This window comes from Epilithonimonas mollis (genome assembly GCF_900142325.1).
Classification (GTDB): domain Bacteria; phylum Bacteroidota; class Bacteroidia; order Flavobacteriales; family Weeksellaceae; genus Epilithonimonas; species Epilithonimonas mollis.
Map to the genome: position 1 here is coordinate 1 of NZ_FRAM01000005.1, position 16892 is coordinate 16892.

The following is a 16892-nucleotide window of genomic DNA, read 5'->3' on the forward strand; positions in this document are numbered from 1 at the left end:
GATATCGCTTTCAGATAATCTCTGACCTGCTGCTTATTGCTATTTTCAGTAATGAATGACGGAAAATTCTTCATCAGCGTCAATTCTCCCTTTCCCTTATCAATCTTCTTGTCGTTGTAATCTACTCCGGGAAAGTTAGCTCCGGCCGGCTTCATAAGCTTAACGATCATTTTGAAAGCAGTGCGTAGATGTTTTCAAATATTCTGTTCTGCCGGGCTTTTAACGTTACTATTTCTAAAAGTTGTGTGGAAAACAATTCCAATTGACTTTCCGAAATGAACTTTTGTCCGTTGACCACCTTTGCGATTTGATTGACATTGGTTTCGATCTTTGCAAAGATATTGTCCTGCTTTTCAATGAATTTAAGAACCTTTCTTCTTTCATCATCCATAATCCTGTTCTCCACAGAATCGATGATCAGTCTGGTCAAAGAGATATTTCTTTCCTGGCATGTTTTCTTCCAGTTCTCTTTTCTTTCCTGTTGGATCCGGAAAAAGATCACTTCAGAATTCGTACTCCCTTCTTTTTTCACGGTGAGCTCCAACTTGGAATACCATTCACACTTTTGAGAACATACGTTCCAACAGCTGGTGGTGTGGGAATTACCTCGGTGGCGAAACCAAATGTGCCATCAGCCTTTGCAACTACTTTTTTAGTATAGGAGGAATCACCGTCTGCATTGGGCATCTGTGAAGGGGTGACACTTAATTTACCGTTGATGTTGAGCCATCTCTCAGAAAAATCTCCCGAGATCAGCGCAAACTTATAGTCGGTGTAATTATTCGTGATACCATCCCAAAAAGCATTCGCGTTTGTGTTGACCGGAGTCGAATGAATGGCCAGCTTGTTACTGACACTTCTGTCTCCGACGGCAGGGCTTCCTGCACCCACGCCAATAAAAATATTGTTGGAACCTATCCGGTTTCCTGTTCCTGAAAGATATCCGATTGATATGTTGTCATTGCCTGACGTGATATATGACATGGCGCCTGGGCCAATACCGATGTTCCTGTTACCGGATATGGTCCCGTTAGCAATACCGTTTAATGCCGAAACACCCATTCCGTAATTTAACTTACCGGTCACCTTTCCCTGTGACATTGCGTAGGCAAATGCTGAATTTCCTTTACCGGAAGTGATGTTGGAATCTGTCGCCACGATGGTATTGTATTCACCAGTGATCGGACTTCTGGATTTTCCCAGGATATAATTTTCTTTCTGGTCAAAATCAAGTTTTAGATTGTTCTTGATAACAAGCTCGACCGTAGAGGTATTTCCTCTAAGCGCAACCGCTTCCAGGGGATCATCTTTAGAGATCTCAACCCACTGCTGTCCATCAAAGTAATACAGTCCCGATCTTGTCAGGTGAACTGCCTGTCCGATTAGATTGGTTGCAGGAACGGTCACGAATACAAAAGCGCCTTTTTGTGCCGCTGAATATGTCTTTGCTGCTAATTCATCACCGGTGATCCGTGGCGGGATGATCCCGTCAAAATGATTCGCATCATTTGGTTTTCCGACCACTTCAAAAGTAGCTTTAGGCGACTGGGTATTAATACCGACCTGCGAGAACAGGTTAACGAATGCCAAGGCAAAAAGTAAGGTTAGAAAGTTGTTTTTCATTGTTTGTTTTTGTTTAAGGTTTATCGTGTTTTTAGAATCGGTCATTGATTTTGATATGCTGCTGATTGTAGATATATTTTTGTTTTGTTATTTCAAATGTGGTTTTGTCCAGCTTGAATATCCTTTGGCTTCACCTTTTGTATTTGTACTGATTGAATTTAAAGTTACCGCGGGGATATGAATCGAATTGTTTTGAAGAAAAACAGTCATCGGGACTGTTGAATTTTCAGGATGCAGCCAGGCGACATCAGTCGGGAAGTATCCTATTTCATTACAGATATCAGAAATATCCATTACGACATCGTCTGACACAGGCTCGGAATCTGCTTTTCGAGATACAAGGAATTTAATATTGATGATCCCCTCAATTTTTGTAAACGACACGGCTCCCTCTAAAGCTCCAAATTTTTTTGCACCCAAACTGTAAAATTTTGTACAGGTCAAGTAAGTATCTTTATGATCCCAAAGGTTAACCGGCTCGCTCCATTTGGAAGATGCTGTAAGTGGGCTATCCGTATTGCGGTCAAAAATAAGAATCGTTTGATATTCTATCTTGCGCTCTTGCTTTGGTATAGGTTGCCACAGGCTTCCGTCAAAATAATATAAACCAGGTTCTGCGACATTAATCACTTGCCCTGACAATATGTAGGGCGGAATAGTCACGAATAGTAATGTACCCTTTTTTGAAGCAGAATAAATCTTTTTTGATAATTGGTCACCGGTCATGCTTGGTGGAATGATACCATCGTAATGATTAGGGTCGTCAGGTCTACCTACTACATGCAGAGTAGCTTCGGGGTTTGGCGTATTGATGCCGACCTGTCCCGAGACCAATATCGTTAAGAAGCTAAATAAAAAATAAAAAAGTGTTTTCATCTTTTTTGATTAAGATTTCTGTTGCAAAGTTGAAACATCAAATCTCTCAAAACAATAGCTTTGAAGGGACTTGGGCTATTTAAAGACAGTCCAAATTAATCTGAAATCTGTAAAGATTAAAAAAGAATAATTTGGAATATTATACCAGATTTTAGAACAACAAAAGACGAGTTCCGAAGTCTTTTCCCCTTTTGCAAAAAGGCAAGATCGTCTTGGATATAAAACTTGAAAAGTTTGTATATACAAAGACACATCTTGCTAAATTGTACTGTTGATTTTTTGAGAGTTCTGAAAAACACTGCATTTAACTGATTAGTAAATAGTTGTAGTAATTGCGTTGAAAAGAAAAGAAAGCGGAAAGAGATGAATTTAAGATTGCTCAATTTTTGAGCATCATTGAAAATACGCTGCTCGATTTTTACGCAGGTTGCGAAAGAAGCTGCTTACTTTTTGAACCAAGTCGGCGTGTTATGGTAACAATTTTGAGCAGGTTTTCAAAAAAGTGGCGTAATTTTTAAGCAGGACTATGAGGCTGCTTTACTTTCTTGGATACAATTCAGAAATATGGTTGCACAAATTTCGAGCACGCATTTAAAATATTCGGCTCAATTTTTACGCAGAATTAGTGTTGAGCCGCTTAATTTTTGAGCCGGTTTTAAGCTGACCTGTGCACATTTTGCACAGGTTTCCAGTTAACCTGTACTTAAATTACGCAGGTTTATGATAGATGATCCATCAATCTCTTTTTCGAAGATTGATTATATTTGAATCACTATGAAGTTTTTAGGTAGAATAATTTTTGTAAAGAAGCCAAATGAATTACCAGACATTTGAACCAAATCAGGACTTGACAGCATTTATCAAATGTTATTGGACACTGGAAAGCCCTAAAGAAGAAACACCTGAAAAGCAAACCATTGTTCCTGACGGATGTATGGAGATGATCTTTCATTATGGAGATCTATACAAACAATACCTGGATAAGGGGAACAGCATTATCCAGCCCAAATGTTTTGTTATCGGACAACTGACACGGCCGCTGGAAATCGAGCCGACCGGCGAGACCGGAATTTTTTCCGTTCGTTTTCATCCGGAAGGATTTATGCCTTTTACGACTAATCCCATAAAAGAGATGGAAAACACCGCCGTTTCATTGGAAAAGCTGTTTGGAAAGGATGGACAGGAAATTGAGCAACAGGTCTTAAATGCCAATTCAACTTCGGATAAAATAAAGCTTATTGATAGATTTTTACTGGATCGGCTGACGAATTTCGAAACCATTGACCGTATTGTAAGATCAACGGTTGAAACCATTATAACAGCCAACGGACAACTGTCAGTTGACGAAATGTCCAGACAAACCAATCTTAATCGAAGACAATTATTGCGAAAATTTTCTTCGGACATCGGTCTCAGTCCTAAACAGCTATCCAGGACGATTCGATTGCAGGCTGCACTCAAAATGTTGCTGAATGATCAGTTCTCCAACCTCTCACACCTGGCTTATGAAAATGAGTATTATGACCAGGCACACTTTATCAAAGAGTTTAAAGAATTTACCGGATCTACGCCCAAAGAATTTTATGGCACTCACCTTAAGATGTCCTCGCTTTTTTACGGCTAGGATTAGACTTGTCCCATTTTTACAATTTTAGGTTTAAAAAATATTGCAACTTTGTTATCTAAACATTCAACAAAGAAATGATCCCGTGTTTGAAAATCGAATAAAATGACAATTACTTAATCAGCTAAAATTATGAAAACAGGAGCAAAATTTTTTATTACGGTTGTTAGTCTGGCGATTCTTTATGCCTGGACAATAAAAAGGACAAACGACATTCAAAAAGCAGAATGGCTGATCGGTACCTGGGAAAACAAAACCCAAAGAGGCAGTATCTACGAAACCTGGACCAAGGCTGGCAATAATGAATTTTCGGGGAAAAGCTATAGTGTAAAAGACACAGACACGATCGTTTTTGAAAATATCCGGCTCGTGCAGGAAAATAAAAAGTTGTTTTATATTCCAACTGTTAACAATCAAAATGATGGTCTGCCTGTTCGTTTTGCTGCCAAAACTATTTCTAAAAATCAATTGGTCTTTGAAAATTCACAACACGACTTTCCGCAGATCATCACTTACACAAAAATTACTTCCGATTCATTGATAGCAGAAATTTCAGGAACAAAAAACGGACAGAAACGCAAACAGACCTTTCCTATGAAAAGAGTAAAAAACTAAAAATAGAGATAAGCTTTGGTTAATTCGATAAATTAAAATATATAACTGCAAAAATTCTACAGATTGTCCCTTCCTTCACTGTCAGGGATATCAAGATCTTCCAAAGAACTTTTACCACCCGGAGTATCCGATTTTTTGATGACACTGATCTCTCCATTGAGCTCGATGACAACTGCCAAAACATCATCCAACCTTTCAATTCCCTCCTGACGCACTACAGCGCTGATCTCATCAACCGTTATGGCCTCGGTGTTCATATTGTCTTTGAGGTATTTGCCTTTGTAGAACAGTAACCGTGGAGAGGAATTGATCAGATGTTCCATCTTATCAGAGGTACTGGCCAATTTCGCGAACAGGTATTGTAATGCTATTATCAGAAATAACACCATTACACCTTCTGCCAATGGAACCATCGCAAGCATCATATAGGCCAATGTGGAACCCAGAGCGACCGTGACCACAAAATCGAAAGCGTTGAACTTAGCCAAGGTTCTTTTTCCTGAAATCCTTATGAAAAGGAATAGAATAACAAAAGAGGCAATGGTCATCAATGCGACCTGTCCAAGCTTTTCCCAATTTTCAAATAACAAATCCATTTCCTATTTTTATCATTAGTGTTGATAAAATAATGCCAGAAATGTCGTGGAATGATAACGATCTTCATGCAAATGTTTATGGTATAATTTCTTCCACCAAAGTTGTTTTTAATTCATTGCTTCTCCAAAAGTTATCAAATTATTATCGGGGTCGAGAATTGAAAATTCTTTTTGTCCCCAAGGTTTTTCCGCTAAATGTCCATTGGGATGTATCGGAACTTTATTTTCGATGAAAGTATTGTACAGGTTTTCGATGGATGTTGTACGGATATAGATCTGTCCATAATTTTCGTCCGGAACAAGATCTTTAAATTCAAAAAAATGCAATTGCAGATCATCTTTTTGTAACATTAAGTAATGATCAAATTCATTTCCGAAAACTTTAAAACCTAATTTTTTATAAAAATCTGAAGTCGATTCTTTTTGCCTCATTGGCAATTTTGCAATAATATCAGTAATCATTTTTTTCTCTCAAATTTCTATAATTAATCTCGAAGCAACACTTGATTGAAATCAAAAAATCACATTGGCTCTTACTCGACTCAATGTTTCCTGACGCATTTTCAAATAAGAAGCAATCATATTCAAAGGAAAAATTTTAATAATCTGAGGTTTATTGCTAAGAAGGTAATTATACTTTTCAGTCGGGTTCAGATTGCTGTCATAGATATGGATTTTAGCAGACAACGAATTGAAGATCTTGTTGAGTTGCAAAAAGTTTTGCGAAATTGAAATCAGTTTGTGTAAACTTTCCAACTTTAGCTCTATAACTTCAGCTTTAACAAATGCCTTTATATTGGTATTGGAAGGAATTTGATTTGTCAAACTATCAAAATTGAAAGCCCAATCGTTCTGAATATTTAAATCAATAATTTTTTCTTCATCATCTATTGTCTGGATTTGAAAAATAGCACCGGCTTTGATAAAGAAAATAGATTTTGAAATTTCACCTTCAGAAAGTAGAACTTCATTTTTTTCAACGATTTTAGTTTCAATATTCTGATTAAATAATTGAACTTCAAAATCTGAAAAAACACCTAAGCTTCTTAGCATATTCTATAATTGACGATTAGCTATCAAATTTACATAATAATCGCTACGCTTCAATTTCATTCAATCTTTTCTTTATACATTCTATGGCTTTCACTCTTGTTCAGCTATATGGTTTTTATAACTAGCGGATTAACCGGAAGGTAAGATTTATCCTTTGTCCCATTAGCAATCTGGATTTAGCAATCCTATGCTCCCAATGTTCCTGAAGATCTCCCTTCATAATAAGCAACGAACCGTGAGGAAGCGGCAGACTGTATTTACTTTGATGATGATCTTTTTTTCTGAAATCAAAATTTCTCGTTTGTCCGAGACTGATCGATGCGATGACAGGACGTTTGCCATATCGACTCTCCTTATCCCTATGCCACGCTACTGAATCATTATTGTCACGATAAAGATTTAAAAGTACACCGTTGAATTGATAGCCGAATTCTTTCTCTATCCTTTCTTTTAGTAACAACAATTCTGAAGTCCAGGAATTGGTAATTGACGTATTATTATCTGCGGAATCATATGATTTCCTGTCATCACCATACCAAGCTGTTAATCGCGGTGTTATTACTGTTTTGTCATACATTTTCTGAGTACGCTGTTCCCACGGTGCAGAATGAAGCAGTTTATCTTTTAAAAGATCAGCTTCTTCCCTATTTAAAAAATGTTCCCTGAACACCAAAAGGTCTTTCGGAAATTCATATAATTCTTCGGGATTGAATAAGGTTAACTGCTCCATAATCTATAATTTTTTTTATGTTTTACCTTCCACTTTGAATAGCTCAATTCTTATCTCCGATTTTTTCTTTGATCTGTTTTATATCAGTTTTGATCTCTGCAATGAAGCTTTGAATATTACGTTCCGAAAACTCATCAGGCGCATATTCTTTTGTACTGATACTGCAGGCAAATTCCCATATCTCTCTGATCTCAGCAAGAGGAATCTTATAAGGCTCATAAAAACTATTGTCAGCCTTCACCCAAATACCATCTGCTTCATGGAACTGGAATCTTTTATAGCTGATCCCATCATTGATCGTGATGAAAACGTAGGTCCTGTCCGTTTTCAGATCGGAAAGATCTTCGACATATTTTCCTACGATGTAGGTTCCGTTCTTATACGGAGGCATTGAATCTCCATCAGCCGGAAATGCCCTGAACTTTCCTCCCTTTAAGAATGGTAATGATATAGTATCCAGACCTTCTATATACTCCGGATCACTATAGCCGTTCAGATATCCCATGGAAGCTTTTTGGGGGATGATCTCGATCTGATCGTTGCCTTCATGATCTACTTTAATTGGTAAAACAATTCTGTTATCAGGAAGTTCCACAAGTTCATCAATGGAATATTTACTGATATTGATTCTCAGTAGTAAGTCGATGCTGACATTGTAATATTTTGATATTTTAAGCAGGATCTCAAGGGGTGGCTCCGTCGCACCATCCTCATATTTCGCATACCTTCCTCGGGTGATAGAAAGATGGTCTGCAACCTTCTGTTGTGAGAGATTCAGCTTTCCTCTCAAATACCGCATGTTTTCTGATAAAATTGACATTGCTATAATTTATAGCAACAAATATAAACATTTTTGATACAAAACGTAATAATTTTGTCGATATGAATCGAGCAATTGCCCATATGGATCTTGACACATTCTTTGTTTCCTGTGAGAGACTGAAGAACTCCGACCTCGTTGGAAAGCCGCTTATCATTGGTGGCGGAGACAGAGGCGTGGTAGCATCCTGCTCTTATGAGACACGATATTTTGGGGTGCGAAGTGCAATGCCGATCAAGATGGCGCTTCGGCTTTGCCCGGAAGCGAAGGTAATCCGGGGCGATATGGAAATGTACTCCAATATGTCGCATACGGTCACCGAAATTATACAGGAAAAAGTTCCCCTTCTTGAAAAGGCTAGTATTGATGAATTCTATCTGGATCTTTCCGGGATGGATAAATTTTTCGGTTGCTATCAATGGACCACCGAAATTGCAGAGGCAGTCAGAAAAAATACCGGTCTGCCAATCAGTTTTGCCTTGTCCACGAATAAGACCGTTTCCAAGATCGGGACCGGGGAATCTAAGCCCATCGGAAAACTTGAAATTCCTGAGCAGAGCATCAAGCCCTTTCTAAATCCGCTTTCCATAAAGAAGATTCCAATGGTTGGGAATGTCACTTTTCAACTCTTATCCAGATTAGGAGTCAGAACCATTGAAACCTTATCGGAAACACCGATTGAAGTTTTGCACCAGCTGATCGGAAAAAACGGGCAGGAACTCTGGAAGAAAGCCAATGGCATTGATGAAACGCCTGTTGTCCCTTATTCCGATAGAAAGTCCATCTCAAAAGAAAATACATTTTCACAGGATACCATCGATATCACCGCTATAAAGAGCATACTGTCGGGAATGGTGGAACAGTTATGCTTCCAGCTCCGACAGGAGAAGTGGCTGACTTCTACCGTTGTTGTAAAAATTCGGTACTCCAACTTTGATACGGAGACCAAGCAATACAGGATTCCTTATACTTCGTCCGACCATACGCTGCTCAGGTATGCATTAGAATTATTTGAAAAGGTCTATAACCGCAGAATGCGAATCAGGCTGATAGGGATAAAATTTACGGGATTAGTTCACGGATGTCACCAGATGAACCTGTTTGAAGATACGGAAGAGCTTATCAGTCTTTATCAAACGTTGGACAAAATTAAAACGAGGTTCGGTTCGGACAGCGTTGGCCGGGCATCCGGATTTTTAAACCAATAATTTACCATGTTATGTTCATCAATTGTCATTCTTTCCACAGCTTACGTTACGGTACCATTTCCATAAAAGAATTGGTTCAGCAATGTGTCGACCTGGAAATTGGTGTGGCCGCTTTGACCGATATCAATTGTATCTCCGGCATTTATGACTTTCACAGATTATGTGAGAAGAATAATATCAGACCGGTCGTAGGTGTGGATGTAAGAACTGACAATAAACAGCATTACATCTGCCTGGCAAAAAATCAATCAGGTATAGGGGAAATTAACAGGCTTTTGACAAGACACAATTGCGAAGGAATTGATCTCCCACTTCATCACCCTGACCTGTCAAATGTGTTTGTTATATATCCTCTGAGCAATTACCCCGAGAAACTGAGCAGAAACGAATACATTGGCATACGTCCCGAAGAAATCAATCTTTTGATCAATTCTAACCTGAGAAAGTATCTGCCAAGAATGATCATTTTACAGCCGGTAACTTTTACAACAAAGAGAGAATATAAACTGCATAAGATCCTTCGGGCCATCGACCGGAATACGCTCGTCACAAAACTTGAAGACAATGATATATGCGGGCAAAACGAGAAGCTGATCTCAAAGGATGAGCTTTTAAAAAATTACAAACATTATCCACAGATCATTGAAAACACCCAACAATTACTGGAACAATGCCATTTCCATTTTGACTATAAGACCCCTAAAAACAAAAAGAACTTTAAAGAAAGTAAAGACAGCGATATAAAGCTTTTGAAGAAACTTGCCTATAAAGGGTTTAAAAAGAGATATCCTGATGATGACGGAAAAGCTAAAGCACGGATGGATAAGGAACTTGATGTGATTGACCAACTGAACTTCTGTGCCTACTTTTTGATCACCTGGGACATCATCCAGTACAGCAACCGGATGGGGTTTATGCACGTCGGTCGCGGAAGCGGTGCCAATAGTATCGTTGCCTACTGTCTTGGCATTACGGACATCTGCCCGCTGGAGCTTGATCTGTACTTCGAGCGCTTCCTGAATCTGAACCGGAAAACACCGCCGGATTTCGATATAGACTGGAGCTGGCAGAACAGAGATACGATTTTACAATACATCTTTGATAAATACGGAAAAGATCACGTGGCATTTTGTGGAACAAACGTTGAGTTTAAATATAAATCGATTTTCCGTGAGGTAGGAAAAGCATTCGGCTTGCCAAAAGAGGAACTGGATGAACTGGCTTCCAAATCCATTGAACAGCACGATATTAATTCGGTGTCAGCAATGGTTCACAAATATGGAAAGCTTTTAGAGAAATTTCCAAATCAGCGAAGTATGCACTCTTGTGGAATTTTAATCTCGGAAGAACCCATCACCAATTATTCAGCACTGGAAATGCCTCCCAAAGGATTTCCGATCGTCCAATTCGATATGCACGTGGCCGAGGAAATCGGTCTGGAAAAATTCGACATCCTTTCTCAGCGGGGATTGGGAACCATTAAGGATACCGTAAAACTCGTCGAAGAAAAACGGGGTGTTAAAGTCGATATCCGGGATGTGAGTTTGTCAAAAGATGAACAGAGATGCAATGAATTTCTGAGCAGGGGAAAAACGATCGGTTGCTTCTATATTGAAAGTCCGGCCATGCGGGGACTGCTCCGAAGACTGAAATGCAACAATTATAAAGTATTGGTAGCGGCATCATCCATCATACGTCCGGGCGTTGCACAAAGCGGAATGATGAAGGAATATATTTTCCGCCATAATAATCCTGATCAATTTGAATATTTCCACCCTGTTTTCGAAAAAGAACTTGGAGAGACTTATGGCATTATGGTTTACCAAGAGGATGTTATCAAAATCGCTCTTCATTTCGGAGGACTGTCCCCTGCTGACGGCGATGTATTACGCCGGGCGATGAGCGGCAAGGGACGTTCGCTCTCCGCTCTCCAGAAAGTCAAAGACCACTTCTTTGAATCCTGCAAGGCCTTGGGCCATCCTGAGCAGCTCTCCAAAGAGGTCTATCGCCAAATAGAATCCTTTGCAGGCTATTCGTTCTGCAAGGCCCATTCCGCATCCTATGCCGTAGAAAGCTACCAAAGCCTTTATCTGAAGGTGTACTACCCTATCGAGTTTATGGTTTCGGCGATCAATAATGGCGGTGGTTTCTACAGAACGGAGGTATATGTCCACGAAGCTAAAATGTCCGGTGCAACCATTTTAAATCCCTGTGTCAATCTAAGTGAATACCAGACTACGGTTTACGAAAAAGATGTTTATTTAGGACTGATGCACATTGAAAAGCTTGAAAACAAAATTGCAGTTTCAATTCCTGAAGAACGAAAAAACAATGGCGATTATACTTCCCTGGAAAACTTTGTCAAAAGAATCCCTATTGGTATTGAGGCCTTACAAACTTTAATATTCATAGGAGCATTCCGGTTTACCGGAAAGCAAAAGCACGAACTGTTAATTGAAGCCCGGTTTCTTTTAGCAGGAAACAGACCAATTTTCAAACACCTGACATTACTGGAGGAACCACAAAAAGAATATACCCTCCCAAAGGTGCAAAGACATCCTTTGGAAGATGCTTTTGACGAAATTGAGATCTTGGGATTCCCGGTTTCAGTAAGCCCGTTTGACTTATTGCAAACCAAATACAGAGGCAGTGTAATGGCAAAAGACCTGACGAAATACCATAAGAAGCAGATCAAAATGCTGGCCTACCTGATATCACGCAAGCATGTTCCCACCAAACGAGGGACGATGTATTTCGGAACCTGGATAGACGCGGAAGGAGAATATTTTGATACAGCGCATTTCCCTGACAATCTTTCACAATATCCTTTTCAGGGTGGCGGATGCTACCTGTTATTAGGAACTGTAGAAGTTGATTTTCATTTTCCTACGATAACGATTTTAAAAATGGCAAAGATGCCGTTCATTCCGGATCCCCGATATACTTTGGATAAAGACAAAGCTTACGAAGCTTATAACAATATCCGGGAAGATGTGAGTATGACATTCAGAAAGCCTTATCCACAGGAGCACGAAATTGGATTACCTAGAAGAAAAATGAGTTAAATTACTTGAAATCTTATTCTTTCATTTACAGTTTATCAGAGCTTATATAAAATATATTCAAAGAAATTATTGAGAATCATCTATATACTTTTTCATATATGATTAGTTTCTTTTACCCTTTAAGCTTAGTTTTATCTATTATAGTAGACAGTTTAAATATTTTTTACTTTTATCATGAATTGAAATTGCATCGTTTTTTGAGATTAGTTAATATTTCTAATTTATTGATAACCCCTTTTAATACATATTTTATTAAACATTAATTTTATTCTGTTTTATACTTGGTTATATATTTTCCAGAAAGTAACAGTATAAATATTCCCCAACTTTCCGTACAAACTTTTAATCGTTCTACCCACCCGGAAACTATTTCCATATTAATTGCTAATTGATAATCTTCTTCATCGCCTTTAGGTTCAGGGAAGATATAATCCCTGATACTGAACATCGCTTTAAAATACTCTTGCTCTTCTTCACTAACTATGTAAGTATCTTCATCAAATGGGAACATATTTGTCCAATCGAATAAAGAATCTAATACCGTTTGAAAAGATTGCTGTAGCTCTAAACCAACCTTATTCAAATGTTGTTGCAAAGTATTTTTATCAGATTCTGAAAGTTCAATTTCATCAAATAACCTCAAGTCATAGAAATGGTCAACCAAGAAAAGTAATTTTCCATATGCTTCGCCTGCTTTATTAATTTTATTAAATTCAGGATATAATTGCGCCCAACTATCTACATTTAGTTTTGTACGAACATCTTCTTCGATAGGTTTTGTAATTGCATTAATAACAGATAATTCTTCAAATGTATTATCTTTTAGCATATAAAGCCTTACCTCATTCCAATGATTGTTTAGGGTTTTATTCTGAACAGTTTGAATGAAATAAAAGTTTGAAAAACCTATTTGTAACATCAAATACTTTAGGCTTGTGTATTCCGGATTATCAATGGCTTTATGAAGAATATTATAAGCTTCTTTAAATCCCATTAATGACCAAAACGGACTTTGACCATCAATTATTACGATTGGCTTATCGGCTGTAGTTTTATTATTGACATATTTTATTGTAAAGTAATTAGCTTTAGAGGCTTGTTTAAATTCCTTTATTATTCTATTTTCAAAATCAGACTTTAATTTTAGTACTCGATTAAATGAACGTTCTCCTTTATTATTGTCGTTCAAAAAATCTTTCCAAATGACAGCTGTAGTAAGTAATGAATTTACTTCCACTTTAGAATTATGTTTAGTATCTATGTTTCCTAAAACATTTTTATATTGAGTATTATATTCTGCAAGTTTATTTATTGCATCATAAAGATTGATTTGAGATAAGCGCTCGATATTTTCATCGTGAATATGCCCCTCTTCAGTTTTTAATTGAATTTTTGAATAAAGTGTTTTTGCAGATTGTTGAATAAAAATTTCAATACTTCCTTTGAAATCTGAAAGACTCTTATAAAAATCATTGTATTTAGAACTCAATTGAGAATTTACAGATAACAGCCCATTCATATTTTTCTTATTATCTTGCTTATTTCCAAAGACACCCAATGAATCTGTAATAGACTTTGGCTCTTTAATCTTTTCAGACATTTTCAGAAAGACATTGTTCATAACAGGAACTACAGGTGTATATGTTTTACTGCCATCAAATAGTTTTGCAAATGAGCTATTAAACTCGTTTACCTTTTCCTTAATTAAATGTTCCCACTGATTGAGTTGAACTAAATATTCTTTCCAATCGGTTGGTCTATCCTTATAATCATAAAGTTTAGTCATACAACCATTTATACTTATCCATTCTTCTAATGGCATATTTTCAATTGGCATTGATTTATGTGTATCGTCAAAATCAACAGATAGAGTTTGCAAACGATGACCATATCCCTGCGAATTGAATTTCTGCTTATCTGGTAAAGCCGTTCTAATGATGTCCAAGATATTAACAACAAAATCATTGCTCGACCTCGCTTCATTATTTTTTAGGACGTCAATAATGAAATGAATGGTTATTTCTTCTCCATTAAAATCGAAATATACAATATCGAATTCCTCTTTAATCTTATTTACAAAATGCGCTACATACTTTTTTCTTATAACATCCAATTCAGTGGAATAAGAATACATACCTAACATTAACTTAGATAAGCTTTTACTATCCATTACTTGAAAGGCATTTTCAAACCTTTCTTCCTCGAAAATTTCTACAGCTTCCTTATCATTAGATATATTTTTCAACCAAAATAAAGACTCTCCAAAAGATTTCCATTCAAATATTGTAGAAGGGAGTTTACTCGGAAAGGTAAGTTTATTTAGTACTGTAGTTGCTAAGTAAAAAATGGTTTCTTTTGCAGAAATCCTTCTATTAATATCATCAATTTTTTCTCTACGTTCATCATCAACTTTTAGTAGGTCAAGCATCCCATTTCTATCATAATTACTCGAAAACATATAATCAATAAAGAACATCCAGGCTCCTCCACAAATATCTCGACATTCATCAATTATTTCACGATTAGTTTCTACATATTGTTTTGTACCAAGCCATATAAAGGCTTTTATAAATGATGCATATGTAGCCCAGTTCTCTACAGAAATATCCTCATTTAATTTCTGAATGAATTTGTCTGAGTTTAGGATTTCAAGGTTGAACAATTGTAGTAAAAACAAATACAAATCCTCTTCGGCTAATAATGCTATTGCTTTGTAAGCATAGTCTTCTTTATGATTAATAAATTCATCAAATAAGATTTCCGCCAACTTTTGCGAGCGCACTATATGCAACCCTTGAATGTATTTTCGGTCAAAAGATTTTTTAATCAAATATTCATTTTCTAATTTTTCAATTATAAATTGATAATCGATATTGGAATTTAATTTTGAAACATCAATCTTCGCACCCACTGAATCAGCAAGACTTACAATTCTTAAAAACTGAATTTGTTGGTTAGCATTTTGATTATTTTCCTGCTGTATTTGTAAAATTTGTTGCTTTAATTTATTGAATAATGAATCTCCTTGTGTAATAGAATAAACAAATTCTAATAACGGAGCATCATTGCCTAACTGAATCCAAGCTTGCTCAAAATCAGTAAAATGGCTGATTCTGTTTCTTTCATTTAGTTTTAAGTAAATAGCTTCAGCTTCTTCTTTAGTAAGCAATAAGTCTATTTCCTTATACTCAAACTCAATACCTACCCCAAAAGCCCTGTACCAATCTTCATTTCTGATTGCCACAAGAAATTTGATATGCTTTAGATGCGAAGATTCTTTAATTATTTTAACCCATTCAGTAGTATTGGGTGTTACATTTATTATAAAAACAGTTGGGATATCTAACTTCTTGCTTATGGAAGCAATAGCTTGAATAGACTGTTGAGTAATTACTGGGTCTTGTTGAATATTGAGTTCAAAAGATTGCCAGTGATTAATGTATTTATGAACATAACTATACAATAATGCTGTTTTTCCTTGCCCAGATGCACCTTTGACCATTACAACATTATTCTCCCGTAACTCTTCATTAATTTTATCTAAATGCTTTTCTCTATTAACGTCAAGTCCTAATAAAATATGTTCATATTTTGTTAGTGTCGCATTGTAAAATTCTTTTTCTAATTGCTGATGATTTAAATCTTCTGGTGAAATTTTATGTAATGGTTTTAAAACTATGCCATATTGGTTGTGAATTGAAATCCTTTCGCTTAGATATTTAGCAAAGTCTTGAACTTTTTTATAGAAATCTTTTTTCGTAATAGGTTGTTGCTTTTCCGCAATAAATTGTAGCCAATACAACAAGTACCCAATGGTTGGTATTGGGTCAATCTCCGTAAAGTTGCCTTTCATTAATTGTTCAACTTCACTTGCAATCAACTCTTCCTTTATTTCTGAAAATTTAGTTTTGTTCTTAACTGTTTTCCAATCTTCTGAAGTTATTTTATACTTCTTTAAATTAGATTTTTCTTTTTGACTAATACTATTCTTATGTCCAATCCAATTTTTAAGATCTTCACTTATTTTCCCATAAGACACAAGTATAGGAGTTGCCTCACGGTAATTGTTCAAGAATCTCTTAATAAATGAAGTTTTGCTGTCTGAAAGAATGTCAGACAACGTTATTGGCTTTCCTAAGTTTTTTAGCTGTATAGCATACATAAGTTTACCATTGTTGTCTAACACATCCAAATCCTCTTCTCCTTCTAATCTGTATATAAAATCATCTGACAAGGTGGATAAGATATAATGCAATGAATATAGGAATTGGGTCCTATAACCCTTGAGAGCTGAAATTGCGGACATAAGCGTTTTAATCTAAAAAAATAACAAATTACTTTTAAGGCTAATTTTTCAAATATAATAACTGTCTAATAAACTACATTATGGATTACCGTAAATTAAATCATTAAATTAATTAAAAAATAAATTTTTTAATTACCATTTTTCTTTGTTTATTAATCCATATGATTATCAAGAATTTTAGTATACCTGTAAAATGTTGTTCTTGTTAATCCAAATGTTTTATTTCTTCCGGACGTTTACTGACATCTTTATAAATAGTCCGGAGAAGTAACAGTTTAGAAATTGTTTCTCGAGTATACACCATTGGTCTCAATCTACCTCTAGCTCTCGCGGCTTGCAAACCCGCGATATGAGATTTTGAGAAAATAAATCAAAA

General features: G+C 36.4%; 13 protein-coding genes. 4 read left to right on the forward strand and 9 right to left on the reverse strand.

The window, feature by feature from the left end; all coding sequences use genetic code 11:
- Window positions 1–166: 166 nt before the first annotated feature.
- The 3 genes from BUA97_RS15775 to BUA97_RS15785 form a co-directional block, all read right to left on the reverse strand.
- Window positions 167–532: a hypothetical protein gene (locus BUA97_RS15775; protein ID WP_073000135.1), complete on the reverse strand. Its 366-nt coding sequence runs from the start codon at window positions 530–532 to the stop codon at window positions 167–169.
- Window positions 529–1623, reverse strand: a complete 1095-nt coding sequence (locus BUA97_RS15780) for a hypothetical protein (protein WP_073000365.1) — start codon at window positions 1621–1623, stop codon at window positions 529–531. Before BUA97_RS15780 ends, BUA97_RS15775 begins: the two co-directional genes overlap by 4 nt.
- 87 nt (window positions 1624–1710) lie before the next feature.
- Complete coding sequence (locus tag BUA97_RS15785; protein ID WP_073000137.1) at window positions 1711–2499, reverse strand: hypothetical protein; 789 nt, start codon at window positions 2497–2499, stop codon at window positions 1711–1713.
- Window positions 2500–3313: 814 nt separating this feature from the next.
- On the opposite strand from BUA97_RS15785, the gene BUA97_RS15790 reads away from it, so the two are divergent.
- Together BUA97_RS15790 and BUA97_RS15795 are read left to right on the forward strand one after the other, a co-directional pair.
- A complete protein-coding gene (locus BUA97_RS15790) occupies window positions 3314–4123 on the forward strand; it encodes a helix-turn-helix transcriptional regulator (RefSeq protein WP_073000140.1) in 810 nt (269 codons plus the stop codon).
- 132 nt (window positions 4124–4255) lie between these two features.
- A complete protein-coding gene (locus tag BUA97_RS15795) occupies window positions 4256–4738 on the forward strand; it encodes a DUF6265 family protein (protein WP_073000142.1) in 483 nt (160 codons plus the stop codon).
- A 56-nt stretch (window positions 4739–4794) separates the two neighbouring features.
- Here BUA97_RS15795 and BUA97_RS15800 read toward each other — a convergent pair whose 3' ends face one another.
- The 5 genes from BUA97_RS15800 to BUA97_RS15820 all read right to left on the reverse strand — a co-directional run bounded on the left by BUA97_RS15800 (window position 4795) and on the right by BUA97_RS15820 (window position 7937).
- Window positions 4795–5334, reverse strand: a complete 540-nt coding sequence (locus tag BUA97_RS15800; protein WP_073000144.1) for a DUF421 domain-containing protein — start codon at window positions 5332–5334, stop codon at window positions 4795–4797.
- A gap of 108 nt (window positions 5335–5442) precedes the next feature.
- Window positions 5443–5796 carry a bleomycin resistance protein gene (locus tag BUA97_RS15805; protein ID WP_073000146.1) on the reverse strand — a complete coding sequence of 118 codons (354 nt, stop codon included), beginning with the start codon at window positions 5794–5796 and terminating at the stop codon, window positions 5443–5445.
- A gap of 51 nt (window positions 5797–5847) precedes the next feature.
- Window positions 5848–6387, reverse strand: coding sequence for a Crp/Fnr family transcriptional regulator (locus BUA97_RS15810; protein ID WP_073000149.1), 540 nt, complete (start codon window positions 6385–6387; stop codon window positions 5848–5850).
- A 121-nt stretch (window positions 6388–6508) separates the two neighbouring features.
- Window positions 6509–7117: an alpha-ketoglutarate-dependent dioxygenase AlkB family protein gene (locus BUA97_RS15815; RefSeq protein WP_073000151.1), complete on the reverse strand. Its 609-nt coding sequence runs from the start codon at window positions 7115–7117 to the stop codon at window positions 6509–6511.
- 43 nt (window positions 7118–7160) lie between these two features.
- Window positions 7161–7937, reverse strand: a complete 777-nt coding sequence (locus BUA97_RS15820; RefSeq protein WP_073000153.1) for an XRE family transcriptional regulator — start codon at window positions 7935–7937, stop codon at window positions 7161–7163.
- A gap of 62 nt (window positions 7938–7999) precedes the next feature.
- Between BUA97_RS15820 and dinB the strand changes: the two genes are divergently transcribed.
- Together dinB and BUA97_RS15830 are read left to right on the forward strand one after the other, a co-directional pair.
- Window positions 8000–9145, forward strand: coding sequence for a DNA polymerase IV (dinB, locus tag BUA97_RS15825; protein ID WP_073000155.1), 1146 nt, complete (start codon window positions 8000–8002; stop codon window positions 9143–9145).
- Between the two features lie 11 nt (window positions 9146–9156).
- On the forward strand, window positions 9157–12210 hold the full coding sequence (locus BUA97_RS15830) for a DNA polymerase III subunit alpha (RefSeq protein WP_073000157.1): 3054 nt from the start codon (window positions 9157–9159) through the stop codon (window positions 12208–12210).
- A gap of 265 nt (window positions 12211–12475) precedes the next feature.
- On the opposite strand, the gene BUA97_RS15835 is transcribed toward BUA97_RS15830, so the two are convergent.
- Entirely contained in the window at window positions 12476–16516 is a 4041-nt protein-coding gene (locus BUA97_RS15835) for a hypothetical protein (RefSeq protein WP_073000160.1), read from the reverse strand.
- Between the last annotated feature and the right edge of the window lie 376 nt (window positions 16517–16892).